Here is a 15,623-nt window from a genome sequence, read left to right on the forward strand (position 1 = left end):
CGTGTTAAGTGATGCTTGATGTCTCAGATTTAACCCGAAACGATATAGCTCCAGGGATGGGCCAGAACCAAGCCCGAGTTATTCCCGAAGTGCTTGGTCCTTGATCTTCACCACGGGTTGGATCAAGTAATCCAGCACGGTTTTGCGCCCTGCCAGAATATCGACCTCGGCAATCATGCCCGGGATGATTTCGACGGCGACCCCCGAGGCGTCGAGCATCGTTCCCTTCGTTCGGATCTCGATGACAAAGACCTCTTCCTCATTGCGCTCGGACCGGGTGATGGTATCTGCGCCAATTCGAACAATTTCTCCGTCCAGACCGCCATAGCGCGCGAAATCATAGGCGGTGATTTTGACTTTGACGGGCTGTCCCGCGTGAAGAAACGCGATATCCTGGGGGCGAACATAGGCTTCGATCAGCAAACTGTCATCCAGTGGAACGATTTCGACCAGTTCCTCTCCGGTGCGCGCAAGGCCACCTAGCGTGGTACGATGGATGCGGTTCACGATGCCGCGCGCCGGGGATTGAACCCTGGCTCGGGATGCCCGATCCTGCAAGGCTGGCAGCATTGGCTGCAGGGCAGATAGCTCAGCCGTTGCGAGCGCAAGGTCGGTCAGGGCATTGCTTCGAAATCTGTTGCGCGCTGCCCGAATCCGGTCGTCAATCTCTTCCAGACCGGACTTTAGTCGGCTGGTCGCTGCTATGGCTCTGACGCGACGACCCTTCCATTCTGCCTCACTGCGCTTTAACGCCAAAAGCGTGGTCGCGGGTTCCATTTTGCTGGCGACCAGGGGTGCCATCATTGCACGCTCTTCCGCCAGAACGCTCAGGGTTTCTTCTGCTGTAGCCTGATCCACAAGCCCTTCTTCATATTCGCGATGGCGTTGTTGTTGCTGTCGCAGCAAGATATCAATCTCCGCCTGCAATTCGGCTTGCCGACCCTGATACAAAGCCGTTTCAGATTTGACGACATCCGGTGCGCCTGTGACGAGCGCAGTGTCAAACTGAAGGTCCTGGCCCTCGATCTCGGAGTGTAACCGCTGAATCCGAGCCATCAGGCCAAAGGCGCGTTGTTGTTCCTGGTTCAATTGGCTGTCGATCTGGGTTGTGTCGAACTCCATCAGCAAGGTGCCAGCTTGAACCACTTGACCCTCACGCACGTGCAACGCCTTCAGAACGCCTGGTTCTGTTGCCTCGATGATCTGGATGTCCCCAGATGGTACGACGCGACCATCCACGCGCGTTACGTCGTCCAACTCAGTCAGATAGGCCCAAAGCCCAGCTGTAAGGAGGCATGTGAGAATAGTCAGAAGCAGAAGGGAATTTCGCATGGGCGAGGTTCCGCGCGTCGCGCGTGCCAATGAGGCAAGATCATGATGCTGCGACATTCAGATGCCTCCTGTTTTGACGTGCATGTTGTGACAAAAGGCCCTTTGGTCCGTCTTTCGCGATTTGACCGTCGTCAATGACGATTACGCGATCGACCAGTTCCAACAGGCTTGGGCGATGCGTGACGATCACCATCGTCGTGCCTGGGGTCGCCTGCTTTAGGCGGTTCAGAACACGCGCTTCGGTTTGAACATCCATCGCGCTCGTCGGCTCGTCCAACAGTAAAACCGACGGTTTTCCAATCAAGGCCCGTGCTAGGGCAATTGCTTGTCTTTGCCCGCCTGAAAGCCCTTCACCCCTTTCGGCAAGCTGTTGGTCATAGCCTGCGGGATGGCGCGACACAAAGTCCTCAACCCCGGCAATCTGCCCGGCTTCTATCACGTCCTTGTCACTGGGTCTGATGGTGCCACTGGAGATGTTTTCGCGAATGGAACCGGAAAACAGCCAAACATCCTGCAGCACAGAGCCGACGCCCCGCCTTAGATCACCAGGGTCAATTTGCCGAATGTCCAATCCGTCCAGCATCACCGATCCGACCCGGGGGGCATAAAGGCCCAACAAAAGTCGCGCGATCGTACTTTTTCCTGAGCCGATTTGACCAAGAATTGCGACTTTTTCCCCAGGGTTGATGGTGAAGGAAACACCTTTCAAGGTGTCTTCGGCCTGATCCGGATAAGCGAAATGGACGTTGCTGAAGGAAATTGCGCCGTTGAAGGTCGAACGCCCGATCCAGCTTCTTCCATCTGGGCGCTCACTCTCTGCTCGCATAATCTGGTTGAGGTTCCGGTAAGCACTGCGTGCCTGATTGTACCGCGTCAAGGTTTGCGCCACCTGTCCAAGGGGTGCCAATGCGCGACCGGTCAGCATGACTGCGGCGATCAGAGCGCCCATGCTGGCCTGTCCTTCCGTGACCAGAAAGACGCCATAGAAAACGATCAGCACTTGCGCCACCTGTTGCGTGAGGCCGGTCAGATTCAGGGCGAATTGCGTAATCGCGCGACTGCGAACTCCGTGGTTTGACTGCCTCTCGATCGCGCCGTCCCAACGGGCGCGCATCTGTCGGTCAGCAGAGGTGGTTTTAATGGTCTCAAGCCCAGAGACGGCCTCGACAAGAACAGACTGCTTGGATTGACCATCCTTGAACTGCCGTTCGGCCAGCCGCGATAGCATGGGCTGGGCAAGCAAACCGGTCAGCAGCACGACAGGCACCGCCATGGCAGGGACAACAGCCAGCGGCCCACCCACCAGGTAGATCACGAAGACAAACAGCGCAATGAAAGGTAAGTCGACAACCGCAACCAGTGTTGCGGATGTGAAAAATTCGCGCAGAGTTTCGAACTCGCGCACCGTATTTGCCATTGCGCCGGTTGATCCGGTGCGGGATTTCATTTGAATATTGAGCAACGTGTCAAAAATTTGTCGACCCATCAGCCGATCAGCCTTCTGACCGGCCTGATCGATGAAGCCGGCCCTCAGAACCTTGAGCAAGAAATCAAAGCCAAGGGCGAGGCCGACTCCGATTGTCAATGCAATCAGAGATTCCGTCGCTTCATTTGGAAGAACACGGTCATAAACGACCATAATGAAGATTGATGTGGATAGTCCTAGAAGATTGGCCAGCGCTGCCGCGAGGACAACCTGGAAATAAGACCATCGGCTGGCTGCCAGTGCAGACCAGAACCAATGTCCGGACCTTTGGGTGCCGCCGTTTCTGGAGATGTCTTGATGGCCGCGGCGAAACAGGATTGCATAGCCCGTGTACGTCTTTGCCAACTGTTGTTCGGGGATTTTTCCGATTCCATGCCCTAGGCAAGGGTCGAACACCAACAGCATGCCATCGTTACTACGTCCATGATAGACAACTGAACGCCCACCCTCCAGCAACAGTATGGCTGGTGACAAGTCACTATCTAGTTTGCTCAAAAGCCGCGTGCCGTACCCTGCCTGAAGTCCGTTTTGACGTGCAAGGGTCAGAGCATCACTTATCGAAAGGCCTGCCTTCAAATCTGACTGCGCAGCAAAGAGAGACGCCTTTGATATTGGACGTTCAAGTGTCTCGCCCACATGCAGCATGCACGTTTCGAGTTCCGTCAGTTGTGATGTGTCCGGTTGGGTGTTGTACCGTTTCATGAATCAGGTCCTCTCCGGCAAGTTAGGGCTGCGAAGAAATGTTGTGTGTCCGTTGACCGGATGTTTTTTTGATTTAGGTCGCACAGCTCAGCAATTGCGGATCATTGCGCACAGGCGTGTATCTTTAGATGTCGGTCCCAAAAGGTTTCATTAGTTTGCGCGTCGGCCAACGCAGACAATAGGCCTTCGGCATTCGCATTCCGTTCATGGTCCACAGAACGCGGGTTTTGGGTCATTCGCGATTGCGCTTGGGTCAACCAGGATATGTGAGAAAGTGAGATTTGATGCGCGTAGACTAGTCGTAGAGCCCCACAAGCCGATAGCGTAGCCAGTTGCTCGCTTGTCAAACTGTTCAATCGTCCTGACGAGACACCCCAGCAGCCAGTTGGCAAAGTGCAGCCCTCGTATTGGGTGAGCGGGTCAAACATGTTCTGATCCGCAAGCACATCACAAATCGCCTTTGTGGTTTGCGCTGAAGCCATGCGACCTTGGAAGAACGCCATAACGGCTTCAAGACTGGAAGAAAGCTTTCCGGTTTCGTGGTAAAAGGCCTCATCTCGGGGGTCATCACTGATCAGATTCAGGGTTTCGTCGACCAGCAACTGAAATTGCGCGTCTTTTAGCTGTCCATCGCTTGGTATTGGTTTGGCATCGAAGGGCGGGCACCGCAGCGCCGAAGGCAAGTAGGGTGCCAGCCATATGCCTGTCTCAGAGACAAACGGGTTTACTGGCGCGCCCGTTAGGGAAAATAGTGCGACCGGCTCCATCCTGTTTTCTATTTTGCGAAACACGAGGGGAAAAGCAGCCGCGATAGGAAAGGCCTCAGCCTCAACAACCGAACACTCTGTAACTTGCCTCGCATGGTCGAACGAAGTGAAGCGTTTCCAGAACTTGTGCCCATATCTCTGGAATGAGAGCGGTATAGGGTGGATGTTTGACATGGCTGCCTTCCAATATTCCGACTGATCCCTGCAAAGGATCAGGCCGTGGCACCTGTAGGATCGGTATGAAGGATGTTGTCCGCGTTCAGACTGGTCAGATCATGCAAGCCGTCAAACACAGCAAGCGTATCGACAGCAACGTCATCTGACGCCGAGAAACTTGCCTTAACGAGTTTTGCGTCAGTTCCATCGGTCGCCAAGGCGTAAATCTCGTCTCCGGCTTGGGCCCCGACCAGGCTTTCCAATGCTGTTTCAATGGTGTTGGCGTCCAGGTTGCCGAGGATGGTCGTGAACCCGATGAAGCCTGTATCTGTGCCCAGATTGTCGCCTTGGCTCAGGAACTCGACATCCGTTCCCGTGCCCCGCAACGTGGCAACATCGAGGCCTCGGAACATCAGGGCATCTGCGACTTCCGCCGCAGTTCCGATGCTGAACCCCGTGATGATATCCGTGCCATTGGCTGCCGGGTCTGCTTCGAACACAACGATGTCACGACCAGCCTCTGACAGATCAATTGTATCGTCACCGTCGCCACCTCTGATGATCGTATCCACATTGCTTGCGTCCAGCATATCGTCAGTGGCCGTCCCAGTCTGGTAGACTGAATCGCCCCCATTCGGCGTGACGATCTTCAGCTCAAAGGGTTGATTGATGTCCTGAATGTCGACGGAAAACCGAACGAGAGGAGCCGACAAATCGGAAAAACTGAGTGTTGCTCCGGCGAAATTGACAAAGTTTGGGTTGGATGCGTTCACGGCAAGAGACAATTCGGGATTGTTGATAACGGACCCGCTGTCAAAGGTGACCTGAGTGGAGTCGAATTCCAGTCTCATGTCTACAAACAGGCCGCTCGACAGATCCCGATCGGCTTCCGAATAAACCGCGAACTGAACAGTCGAGCCACTTCTGCCCACTTCCGAGATCACATAGGCTGCCTGTGTATGAGCCGTGGCTTCGGCGCTCACCGGAGCGGGATCAGGCCCCCCTGCGACAGTTGCTTGGGCCGAGAAATTCAGATCCGTCCCGGCGCTCGTCGCGACAAATGCAGAGGCCGCGACAGGCGCAGACCATGTTCCATTTGCAGCGACAGTCGCGGTCCCGACGGATGCGCCGCCCAAAAGAATATCTACCGTCTGTCCGGCGGTCAGTCCGACCGATGAGCCACTGATTGTAATCCCGGAGCTTTGTGCATCAGCGAGAGAGATCGCTCCATTGGTTCCGATCGGGTCGAGGCTCAGCGTTGGCCGGAAATCGGTTGTGAAAGAGTCTGTTGCCATGTTGGACGTATTTCCGGCAGTGTCCTCAACCGATGCCGAGACCTGGAAGCTGGTGCTGTCAGCCAAAGTTGCCAGATCGCTGCTTGGAATGTTCATACTCCAACTTCCGTTCGTAGCAGTGGTTGTGTACGTCTCACTGTCCAGGGTGATCGTTACGGTCTGACCGTTTTCAGCTGTTGTCACACCTGAAACCGTCAGATCTTGCCCGCGTTCCACGACATCCAGAATTGCCCCGACGGACAGTGGATCAAGAGTTATACTGGGCGCCGCAAAATCGGTAGTGAAGCCCGTTGTGGTCTGGGACGTATTTCCAGCCGCATCCGCCACCGTCGCGGTGATGGTATAGCTTTCCAGGTCCTGAAGCCCCAAAAGATCGGCTGCGCTTGCCACCAAAGTCCAATTGCCACCGGTGACAGTTGCGGTGTCGCTGACGTCAACAGTGCCATCGGCGCGCGCGATTGTGATAGAAACGACAGCTCCATCGCCTGCATCGCTCGTGCCTGAAATGGTCAGGTCCGTTGCCCGCTCGGCGGCGTTCATGATCGGGCCGTCCGAAACATTCGTAATCGCAAGGTTCGGATCGGTGAAATCCGTATCGAAGCTGCTTGTTGCCTGAATAGCCGGGTTTTCGGCGATATCTGCGACATCCGCTGTCACGGCGATCGTTGCTCCGTCCGCCAGAAGTGACAGGTCAGCGGCTGGTACTGTAACGGCCCAAGATCCACCCGAGGCCTCGGCGGTGTAGGTCTGTCCGTTCACTCCAACGGTCACGGTTTGGTCATCTTCGGCAGTGGTGGAGCCCGAAATGGTCAGATCCGTTCCTCGCTCGGCTGCGTTCAACACGGCCCCGTCCGAGAAGTTGTCGATGGTAACCGTCGGAGCGCTGACATCCTTGGACAATTGCGTTGTTGCCTGCGGTGCCGCCAGCCCGTCCGCGTCGGACACATTGGCAGCAATCGTAAAATCACCGCCATCTGCCAAAGCGACCAGATGAGCAGATGGGACGGACACGCTCCAGGTGCCACCGGAAACGAGGTCTGTATAGGTCTGGCCGTTCAGCGTGATGGAAACCTGCTGGTTGTCGCCAACATTTCCCGTTGTGCCTGAAATAGTCAGATCTGAACCGGTCTCGGCGGCGTTCAGGATTGCACCCACGGATAGGGGCGAAATGGCGATGGATGGGCCAGAGAGGTCGACGGGCACCGTGGCCGTCACAATGGACGCTGGGTTTCCAGCCGCATCCGCAACCGAAACGCTGATGTCTGCCGAAGTGCCCGTCGTCAGCCCGGCAAGATCCGCGCTGGGTATGGTGACGGACCAATTGCCGCCCAGTGTTGAGCCGGTAAAGGACTGTCCATCCAATACAAGCGTTACGGTTTGGTTGTCTTCCGCCGACGTTGCGCCTGTCACGATCAGATCACCGGTTACATCAATAAGGTCGATGGACCCACCGCCAACCGGGTCGAGCGTGAGTGTCGGCGCAGAAAAGTCTGTATCAAAGCTGTTGCTGGCCTGAGTCGCCGGGTTGCCAGCGCGGTCCGACACATCTGCTGTCACGCTGATGGTCGCCCCATCCGCAAGTGTGGCCAAATCGGCGGCGGGTACGGTTGCTGACCATTGGCCGTTGGAAACCGCGCCGGTGTAGGTCTGACCATTCACTGAAACGTTTACCGACTGCCTATCTTCGGCGTCTGTTCCGCCACTTACGACAAGATCCGTTCCCTGTTCAGCGGCATTCATCACAGCCCCGGCCGAGAAACCGTCAATGCTGAGCGTTGGTGGGATGGTGTCTACGACCACGGTTGCCGTCGAAGTGGATATCTCGTCACCCAGGGTATCAAGCATTCGGACAGTCACCGAGGACTGGCCTTGGGGCAAGGCACTTGCCTCGGGCGCCGTGAGGGTGACAGTCCAGTTCCCCTCTGAATCCGGTGTTACGGTTTTGGTCAGGGAACCGATCGTAACTTCGACCGAGGTCGCATCGTCCGGCGCAGTTGCGTTGGTCAGAGTGTTGCTGAGGGACGTTGCCTGCAACTCTGCCAGATTCAACGTTGGGAAAGTTGGCGCAGGGGCTGGATCGTCACCGCCGCCGCCGCCGCCGCCTCCGGCACCTGCAGCCGCCGCGCCAGCAAGGCCAATACCCCCCGCAACAGCGCCCATTCCGCCCAGACCGCCAGCGGCTGAGGCGGCTCCGGCCTCGGCAACGGCGCTGAATTCGACGATCTGTGAAACTACCGCCTCGGCAACCATGATCGAGCCGCTTTCGAGGACCTGAACATGTTCAGCCGCAACAATCATGGTGCGACCATCGAGCATTTTCAGCAGCAGATCCCCGTTATCCGTCAACTTTGCAGATTTCACACCCGGGATCGTATCCGCGAATTGAAAAGCATAGAGTTCCTCGACCGTCGCCTGCGCAAAAGCCGGAAGGGCCAGCAAGGTCGACACCAAGCCGCCCGCAATGCCGCGTCCGGACAGCTTGCGCAGGTTGCGCTCGATCCACGAGCGTTTGTGGCGATCACGGTCTGCCCCTGAAAGATCGGCTGGCGTATTGGTATGGCGCTCAGGTGTCTTCATCATCTTGCCCCTCAGATTTGGTGTCCGCGATCCTGGGAAGGCCGTCCCCGACATGACGCTTTTTCATCTGTCTTGCCTTCCGGTTGCCACCGCGGGCGAACCTGGAAAAATTGAGTTAAACTGAAGCCGAACTCCTCGTTTTCACCACATTCCCGCTTTTGTTTCGGTCCGGGCATCAGATCATCCTTGGGTCATTGCCAGGGGTGGCATCAGGGGTGATCAAGGTGATGCTTCAATTCGAAACTGTGGTTGCAACGGGAAGCCCGGCGCTCGATTCAGGTATCGGCGATACGGCTTTAAAAACGTTTAACGGAGATACGTATCTCTATTCCGTCACCGGTCCGTTCGGTGGCGTTGCCGCGTGGCGTCTCATCGAAGGGGCCGGGCCGCAGCTGGTGGATACGGTCTATCACAGTGGTCCGATCCTGTATCAAGTGGGCCGAACCGGCGTGCCCATCACACTGGGCGCAGAAGACCAACTGGCCCTTGATATTAACAATGCAACGGGTTTGGTGGGGTACACGCTCAACGCGGATGGTACCTTTGGCGACCTGCAGGAAGCCGGAATGCTTGTCGGTGGCGGAGACATCTCGGCCATGGCGCAACTGACCGTCGGAGGGCAGAGCTATCTGACCCTTGCGCATGAAGATACCGATCAGATCGGCAGCTATGCGATCAATCCAGACGGCACGCTTGCGGTCGTTTCGCTGGTATCCGGCCAAGCCGATTCGATGCATGCCGCAACGGTCGGCAGCGACCAATTTGTGATTGCCGCGAATGCTGCGAATAGTGAAATCGCCGTCTTTGATGTTTCCGCAAGTGACGGCAGCCTCAGTGCCCTGGACAACAGCGCCGCTGTTTCAACGATGGGGATATCCACGCCCACGGCGATTGAGGTGGTCGAGGCCTATGGCCAATCCTGGGTCATCGTGGCGGGGTCGGGCAGCAATTCCCTCAGCGTGATGGGATTGCGCAGCGACGGACGGTTGATCCCCAAGGATCATGTACTCGATACGCTGAACACCCGGTTTGAATCCGTGCAGGACCTGTCGGTGATCGAAGTGAATGGCCGCGCGTTCGTCGTGGCGGGTGGGTCCGACGATGGTGTCAGCCTGTTCACGCTGACCCCGAATGGAAAGCTGGTCTATCTGGATAGCTTTGCCGACACATTGGACAGCGGTTTGGGGAACGTCCAGACCCTCAGCCTCGCCCATATTGGTGATGAGCTTCAGGTGCTGGCGACATCGCAGCAGGATCCCGGACTGACACAGCTGAGTGTCTCTCTGGCCAATCTTGGCGTCGTGCGGGAGGGCAACGGGCCAGTCACGGGCACGGCACAGGACGACATGCTCAGTGCGGGCGTGCTGGATGCCCATCTGTCCGGCGGGGACGGAGATGACATCCTCATCGCTGGCAGTGGTGAGACGACACTGACAGGTGGGGCAGGGGCTGACATATTCGTCATGCAATACGGCAGCGACCCCACGACGATCACGGATTTCGAAGCCGGCACCGATCAATTGGACATGTTCGACTATCTGCTGCTGCGCACCCCCGATCAATTGACCTTTACCGCCACATCCCAAGGGGCCGACATCCAGTACCTGAATGAGGTCGTCCACGTGATATCCTCAACCGGTGCGCCATTGACGAAAGAAGAGGTTTTTGGCTCCGGGTTCGGTGGACCAGACCACATTCCGGTGGATTTCGGTACGTTCGGCGGGTTGGAGCCTGCAAGCTCGGACGGCATTCAGGGTCGCTTGAGCGTCGATTCCGAGACCGCCAATCCGGGTCTTGCAGATGCCGAGGTCAAGTTCACTCCGACCGGAGGCGGCACCGTAACCGCAACCACGGATGAGACCGGACGCTTTGATCTGAACGTTCCGAACGGGACATTGGCCGGAGAGCTGGAGGTCGTCAAAACCTATTCAACAGCGAGCGGGCGGGTCAACGCATTGGATGCGTTGCAGGTTCTGCGAATCTCGGTCGGTCTGGATCCGACATGGGGTCCGGCGGCCCCAGAGAACCTGATTGCCGCCGATATCACCCAGGACGGTGCCGTCAACGCGTTGGACGCGCTTTCCATCCTGCAGGCGGCGGTCGGACAAACATCGCCATATCCCGCGAAATGGGTTTTTCTGGACGCAGACACCGACCTCTCGGGGATAACGCGAAATGCGGTGAACTATGACACTCAGATGGATGTTACTGTCCAAGACGGCTCATTTGCGGTGGATATGACCTCTATTCTTTTGGGAAACATCGAGTCGTTGTGACGGTGTTTTGCGGTTATTTTGCCAGGGCTGAACATTCTTTCCCGAACCGGTTTGTGGTCATGTTGAAAAAGCTGAGGGGCGGGCTGTTGCGCTCGCGACCGCAGAGGATGATGGCCGGCCCCTCAATCTAGCCCCTCCCAAATATAGTTTCCTTTCATGCGCTGGTCTCAAAATAAATTGTCATGATTGACAAATAATCTCAAATCATTATTTGTCATCAATGACAATTTATGAGGCCGCAATGCCAAGACCATCTCTGAAAGACCAACGATCTCAGGAAATCCTGGATGCCTACCTTACATGTGTGGCGCGGTTCGGCCTTGACGGTGCGACCCAGGAACGGATTGCAGAGGAGGCAGGCGTCAAGCGCCCCCTGCTGCGCCATTATCTTGGCAACAAGGACGAAATGATTGCCGCACTTGCCGAGTACACCCTTGAAGGTTTTGCGATGTCGCTGGACGGCCTGCGACAGGCCCTGCCAGACAGAGCAACGCCAACCGATCTTGTGGACGCTCTCTTTGCCGAAAACAGCGGAACTGATCCGCGGTTGATGTTGGCGTATCAGGCGCTGGTGACTGTTGTCCCTGATCGCCCGGAATTGCGGCAGGATCTCATGGACAGCCTGAGTTCTTTCTTTGGCGTGGTTGAGAATGTCCTGAGACGCGCCGCCCCTGACGCGCCGGATACCAGCATTCGGGCCGTGACTCAGGGTATTTCCGCAATCTTTGTCAGCATGGATGCCCTGTCGCCACTGAATCCACCCAAAGTCTGGCGTGCGGAATTGAAACTGGCGGCGTCTTTGCTGGCCTCTACGCTGGAGGCCGAGGAATGAGCCGCGCCAGAACCGCGAACTATGTCGCTCTGCCTGTCCTGCTGGCTGCTTCTGCCTTGGGTCTCTATTGGATCTGGGGGCTGCTCTTTCTGTGGTGGACCATACCAACCATCCTGAATGGTCAGGCTTTTCTGGTGTTCGAGATCAACCGAGACGATGATCCAGTTCTCTTCTGGGCCATAGTCTGCCTTTGGGCTTTGTCAGGACTGATGATGCTCGCCGCCAGCCTTTTTCCGCAATACGCCCATCTGATGACCTGAGGGATAAAGATGACCAAAATGTATCATCACCTGCCGGTCGAAGCCTATACCTCGCAGGATTGGTTCGACCGAGAACAACAACAAATCTTCTCACGCACCTGGCGTTTTGCAGGATTGGTTGAGGATATCGAAGGCCCCGGGCACTATCTGTCGGTGCAGGCAGGGCTTAACAACCTGTTTGTCATCATGGGGCGCGATCACCGGCTGCGGGCCTTTCACAATATTTGCCGCCATCGCGGTACACAGCTTATCCGCGCGGTCGGAAAGACGCAAAAGGCGCTAACGTGTCCCTACCACGATTGGACCTATGATCTGGAAGGCAATCTGATCTCGGTTCCCGATGAGGCGTCGGAATTTCCGGGTGGTGTTGATAAATCCTGCCTTGGCCTCAAACCGGCCAGCGTAGACGTTTGGCGCGGTATGTTGTTCGTTCATCCCGATCCGAACGCGCCCACGCTTGCAGAGTGGTTCGGCGAGATCGATCCATTCCTTGGCCCGCACAAACCGGAGGAGCTGGTAGAGTACACCGAAGGCCGGAACACCTATGAGATCAAGGCCAATTGGAAGATCGTTGTCGAGAATTACATCGACGTCTATCACCTGAGCCACCTGCATTCGAACACCTTGCATATGTATGACCATGCCAAGGCGGAATACGGGTGGAAGGGGCCGCACTATCACTTTTGGGAGCCCCCGTCAGCGGAATACGCCAAGGACCACGACGCGAACCTGCCGATGCCGCGCACGATCCCAAAACCCTATGTCGGTGCCTGGGTTCCAATGCTGTTTCCGGGCATTGGTATCGGGGCCAGTGAGGAAAGCTGGAACCTGTTTATCATCACGCCACTCGCACCGGACCTGACGCGCATCGAAAACCGCACCAAGCTGGCCAATGCATCGGACTGGGCGTTTCAGAAACAACAGTGGAAAAGCCGGGGTTTTTGGAAGGACTTTGGCGGTGCGAAGTACCAAGGAGACGATGTCGCAGGCGAAGGCGACCCGATGGCATCCGGAGATTTCACAACCGAAGATATCTATGCCTGCGAACAACAGCAGAAATCCCTGAAAAGCCCGTATCTGGAGATTGGCCCCGCCGGGATTGGCGAAAGTCCGATTACCCAGCACCAGAAAACCGTCTTGGAATTCATGAAGAATGGCGGGGACGGATCATGACGCCCATTCAAGCCACCCGCATCGAAGATGAGGTCCACCACGCAACCGCAGTGACGGATGTCGAATATGATTGGCAGGGAAATGCGGGCGAAGTGCATCAACCGGATGAGTTTGTCTTTGAACCCCACATTGGCGGGATAGTGATCCGGTCATTGGCCACAACTTATGATTACCGGTGATCGGGTGATTTTATGCGACGCGACTTTTATCCACTAACCGTATCTGACATTCGCATGGAAATCGGCGGTGCAGCCACGAGTGTCACCTTTGATGTCCCTGCTACATTGGCTGATCTTTTTCAATGGATAGCCGGGCAACATCTGACGATCAGATTTCTGATCGAAGGACAGGAACACAGGCGCAGCTACACCATTTCGAACCCTCCCGGCTCTGCTCTGCGCATCACTGTGAAACGTGTGAATGGCGGGATCGTGTCGAACCATATCGGCGAAACTCTGTCGACAGGGGATACCATCGAGGTTATGCCCCCCTTTGGACAGTTCACCTTAACGCCCGGCCCCCTGAAACGCCGCACGCACTATTTCTTTGGCGCAGGCAGTGGCATCACGCCTCTGTACGCGATGATCAATGCCGTTTTGACGACAGAGCCGCATTCCGTTGCACATTTGGTCTTCGGCAACACCAACGCGAACAGCATCCTTTTTCTGGATGAGTTGCAGCGCATTCAAGAGCAATACCCAGAACGCTTCTCTTTACGCCATGTTCTGTCTCACCCCTTCTTGCTCAGTTGGTTCAGCCCCTGGCGCACTGGGCGGCTGGAAGCAAACGCCGTTCAGGCCGCTATTTCCGAGACCCCACCCGTGGCGCAGGACGCGCAGTACTGGATCTGCGGCCCGAACAGCATGAACACGGACCTGCGGTCGGCGCTTCAGAACTTGGACGTACCGGACGATCGCATTCACATCGAAAGCTTTGGTGGCGACGTCAAACGCGATCTGAGCGTGTCAGGGGTCGCGGCGACGGCGCGCATAAACCTGAATGGTGCTTGGCATGACGTACCGGTCGCTGCAGGTCAGACCATATTGGAAGCGGCCCAACTGAAAGGGTTGAAGCCACCCTTCAGTTGCCAGTCCGGTGTCTGCGGTGCCTGCATGGCCCGGCTTACCGAAGGGGCCGTTCATATGCGGAACCGAGTTGCACTTGAAGATGACGATATCTCGAATGGATATATACTGTGCTGTCAAAGCGTTGCGACGCACGAAAGCATTGCCTTGAAGTTTGAGGCGTAAACGCGAGATCATGACAGGCGCGCGTAGAAATGAGGCAATCAAACCGAAGCAAGGCACCGCATGTTAAGGGATCGGCAGAGGGTATCTGCGCAAGAAACGTCAAACCCCCAAGATATGTCCGTTCGTCAAACACATCGTGCAGCACAGCAATAGGTTCTTTGGAAACAGCGCCCGGTGGGTCCTTGATTGCCGACTAAAAATCAGGGCCTACTGTCCTCTGGCTTCACGCACCCATGCGATGATGGTCTGACGGGCTTCGTCGTCCATTTGAACCGCAGCTGGCGGCGGCATCGCGTGGCTGATCCCGGCTTGCAGATAGATTTGGTCGGCCTGACGGGCGACATCGCCGGGCGTTTCAAGATACACCTTCTTGGGTGCCCATTTCATTGTGCCGTAGACCGGCTCGCGCGCGTGACACATAGAGCAGTTGCCCAAAACCGTGTCATAAGCGGCCTCGAACCCCTCGGCCGAGGCGAATTTTTGTTCATACGGTGTCAGTTCGCGCGCTTCGGCCTCTTCCCAAGTCTCGCCGGACCGGACCGAGGACAGCCATGCAATTGCGATCATCAGAAGGACCGTAACTGCCCAGGTCCAATGGGGGCCTGTTCCGGTCGCATGCATCGTATTGAAATAGTGCCGAATGGTGACACCGGTCAGGAAGATCAGGCTTGCAATGATCCATGAATACTCGGTGCCGAACGCAAGCGGGTAGTGGTTCGACAGCATCAGAAACACGACCGGCAAGGTCAGATAGTTATTATGCGTCGAGCGTACCTTGGCGATCTTGCCGTATTTGGCGTCCGGGGTCCGACCCGCCTTGAGGTCTGCGACCACGATGCGCTGGTTCGGCATGATCTGAAAGAACACATTGGCCGTCATGATCGTTGCGGTAAACGCCCCAAGATGCAGCAGCGCGGCCCGTCCGGTGAATATCTGGTTATAGCCCCAGGACATGATCACCAGGATCACGAACAACAACAGCATCAGAACAGTGGGATGATCGCTCAGCCTGGATTTGCACATCTGGTCATAGAGCAACCAACCAATGGTCAACGACCCGGCCGAGATCAGAACTCCCTGCCACAGCGCCAGATCAACCTTGGTCGGGTCCAGCAGGAACAGCTCCCCTCCGACCCAATAGATGATCATCAGAAGCGCGGCGCCGGACAGCCATGTCGTGTAGCTTTGCCATTTGTGCCATGTCAGATGCTCGGGCATTCGGGCGGGGGCTACCATGTATTTTACGGTGTGGTAAAACCCGCCGCCATGGACCTCCCATTCCTCGCCATGGGCCCCATCCGGCAGAGCAGGGTTCGGCTTAAGCATCAGGTCCAGCGCGATAAAGTAGAACGATGCCCCAATCCACGCCATTGCCGTGATCACATGCAGCCAGCGGACGGAAAAGGCGATCCACTCCCACATTACGGCCAGATCATACATGGGTTTGCTCCTAAGATTCTTTGCTTGCCCTCACTCTATGCGAGACTGCTTTATTCTGGTATTGCTAGCAAAGATCA

The 15,623-nt window shown here is 56.4% G+C and carries 11 protein-coding genes; 6 read left to right on the top strand and 5 right to left on the bottom strand.

Going from position 1 to position 15,623, the window contains the following annotated elements; translation table 11 throughout:
• Positions 1 to 78: 78 nt before the first annotated feature.
• The 4 genes from AC2FD8_RS12160 to AC2FD8_RS12175 form a co-directional block, all read right to left on the bottom strand.
• Positions 79 to 1,389, bottom strand: coding sequence for an HlyD family type I secretion periplasmic adaptor subunit (locus AC2FD8_RS12160; protein ID WP_496856449.1), 1,311 nt, complete (start codon positions 1,387 to 1,389; stop codon positions 79 to 81).
• Positions 1,373 to 3,520, bottom strand: a complete 2,148-nt coding sequence (locus tag AC2FD8_RS12165) for a type I secretion system permease/ATPase (RefSeq protein WP_496856451.1) — start codon at positions 3,518 to 3,520, stop codon at positions 1,373 to 1,375. Before AC2FD8_RS12165 ends, AC2FD8_RS12160 begins: the two co-directional genes overlap by 17 nt.
• A 101-nt stretch (positions 3,521 to 3,621) precedes the next feature.
• A complete protein-coding gene (locus AC2FD8_RS12170; protein WP_496856453.1) occupies positions 3,622 to 4,461 on the bottom strand; it encodes a SapC family protein in 840 nt (279 codons plus the stop codon).
• Positions 4,462 to 4,499: 38 nt separating this feature from the next.
• Positions 4,500 to 8,315, bottom strand: a complete 3,816-nt coding sequence (locus tag AC2FD8_RS12175) for an Ig-like domain-containing protein (protein WP_496874303.1) — start codon at positions 8,313 to 8,315, stop codon at positions 4,500 to 4,502.
• A 227-nt stretch (positions 8,316 to 8,542) separates the two neighbouring features.
• Between AC2FD8_RS12175 and AC2FD8_RS12180 the strand changes: the two genes are divergently transcribed.
• The 6 genes from AC2FD8_RS12180 (at position 8,543) to AC2FD8_RS12205 (ending at position 14,106) form a co-directional block, all read left to right on the top strand.
• Positions 8,543 to 10,591: a dockerin type I domain-containing protein gene (locus AC2FD8_RS12180; RefSeq protein ID WP_496856542.1), complete on the top strand. Its 2,049-nt coding sequence runs from the start codon at positions 8,543 to 8,545 to the stop codon at positions 10,589 to 10,591.
• A 241-nt stretch (positions 10,592 to 10,832) separates the two neighbouring features.
• Positions 10,833 to 11,423: a TetR/AcrR family transcriptional regulator gene (locus tag AC2FD8_RS12185; protein WP_496856456.1), complete on the top strand. Its 591-nt coding sequence runs from the start codon at positions 10,833 to 10,835 to the stop codon at positions 11,421 to 11,423.
• On the top strand, positions 11,420 to 11,683 hold the full coding sequence (locus AC2FD8_RS12190; RefSeq protein WP_496856459.1) for a hypothetical protein: 264 nt from the start codon (positions 11,420 to 11,422) through the stop codon (positions 11,681 to 11,683). Before AC2FD8_RS12185 ends, AC2FD8_RS12190 begins: the two co-directional genes overlap by 4 nt.
• Positions 11,684 to 11,692: 9 nt before the next feature.
• Positions 11,693 to 12,856 carry an aromatic ring-hydroxylating oxygenase subunit alpha gene (locus AC2FD8_RS12195; protein WP_496856461.1) on the top strand — a complete coding sequence of 388 codons (1,164 nt, stop codon included), beginning with the start codon at positions 11,693 to 11,695 and terminating at the stop codon, positions 12,854 to 12,856.
• Complete coding sequence (locus tag AC2FD8_RS12200; protein ID WP_496856463.1) at positions 12,853 to 13,035, top strand: hypothetical protein; 183 nt, start codon at positions 12,853 to 12,855, stop codon at positions 13,033 to 13,035. The genes AC2FD8_RS12195 and AC2FD8_RS12200 overlap by 4 nt, the downstream gene beginning before the upstream one ends.
• Before the next feature lie 12 nt (positions 13,036 to 13,047).
• Positions 13,048 to 14,106, top strand: a complete 1,059-nt coding sequence (locus AC2FD8_RS12205) for a 2Fe-2S iron-sulfur cluster-binding protein (protein WP_496856465.1) — start codon at positions 13,048 to 13,050, stop codon at positions 14,104 to 14,106.
• A gap of 207 nt (positions 14,107 to 14,313) precedes the next feature.
• On the opposite strand, the gene AC2FD8_RS12210 is transcribed toward AC2FD8_RS12205, so the two are convergent.
• Complete coding sequence (locus AC2FD8_RS12210) at positions 14,314 to 15,546, bottom strand: urate hydroxylase PuuD (protein ID WP_496856467.1); 1,233 nt, start codon at positions 15,544 to 15,546, stop codon at positions 14,314 to 14,316.
• Positions 15,547 to 15,623 lie beyond the last annotated feature (77 nt).

The organism is Ruegeria sp. YTSC192 (genome assembly GCF_059609705.1).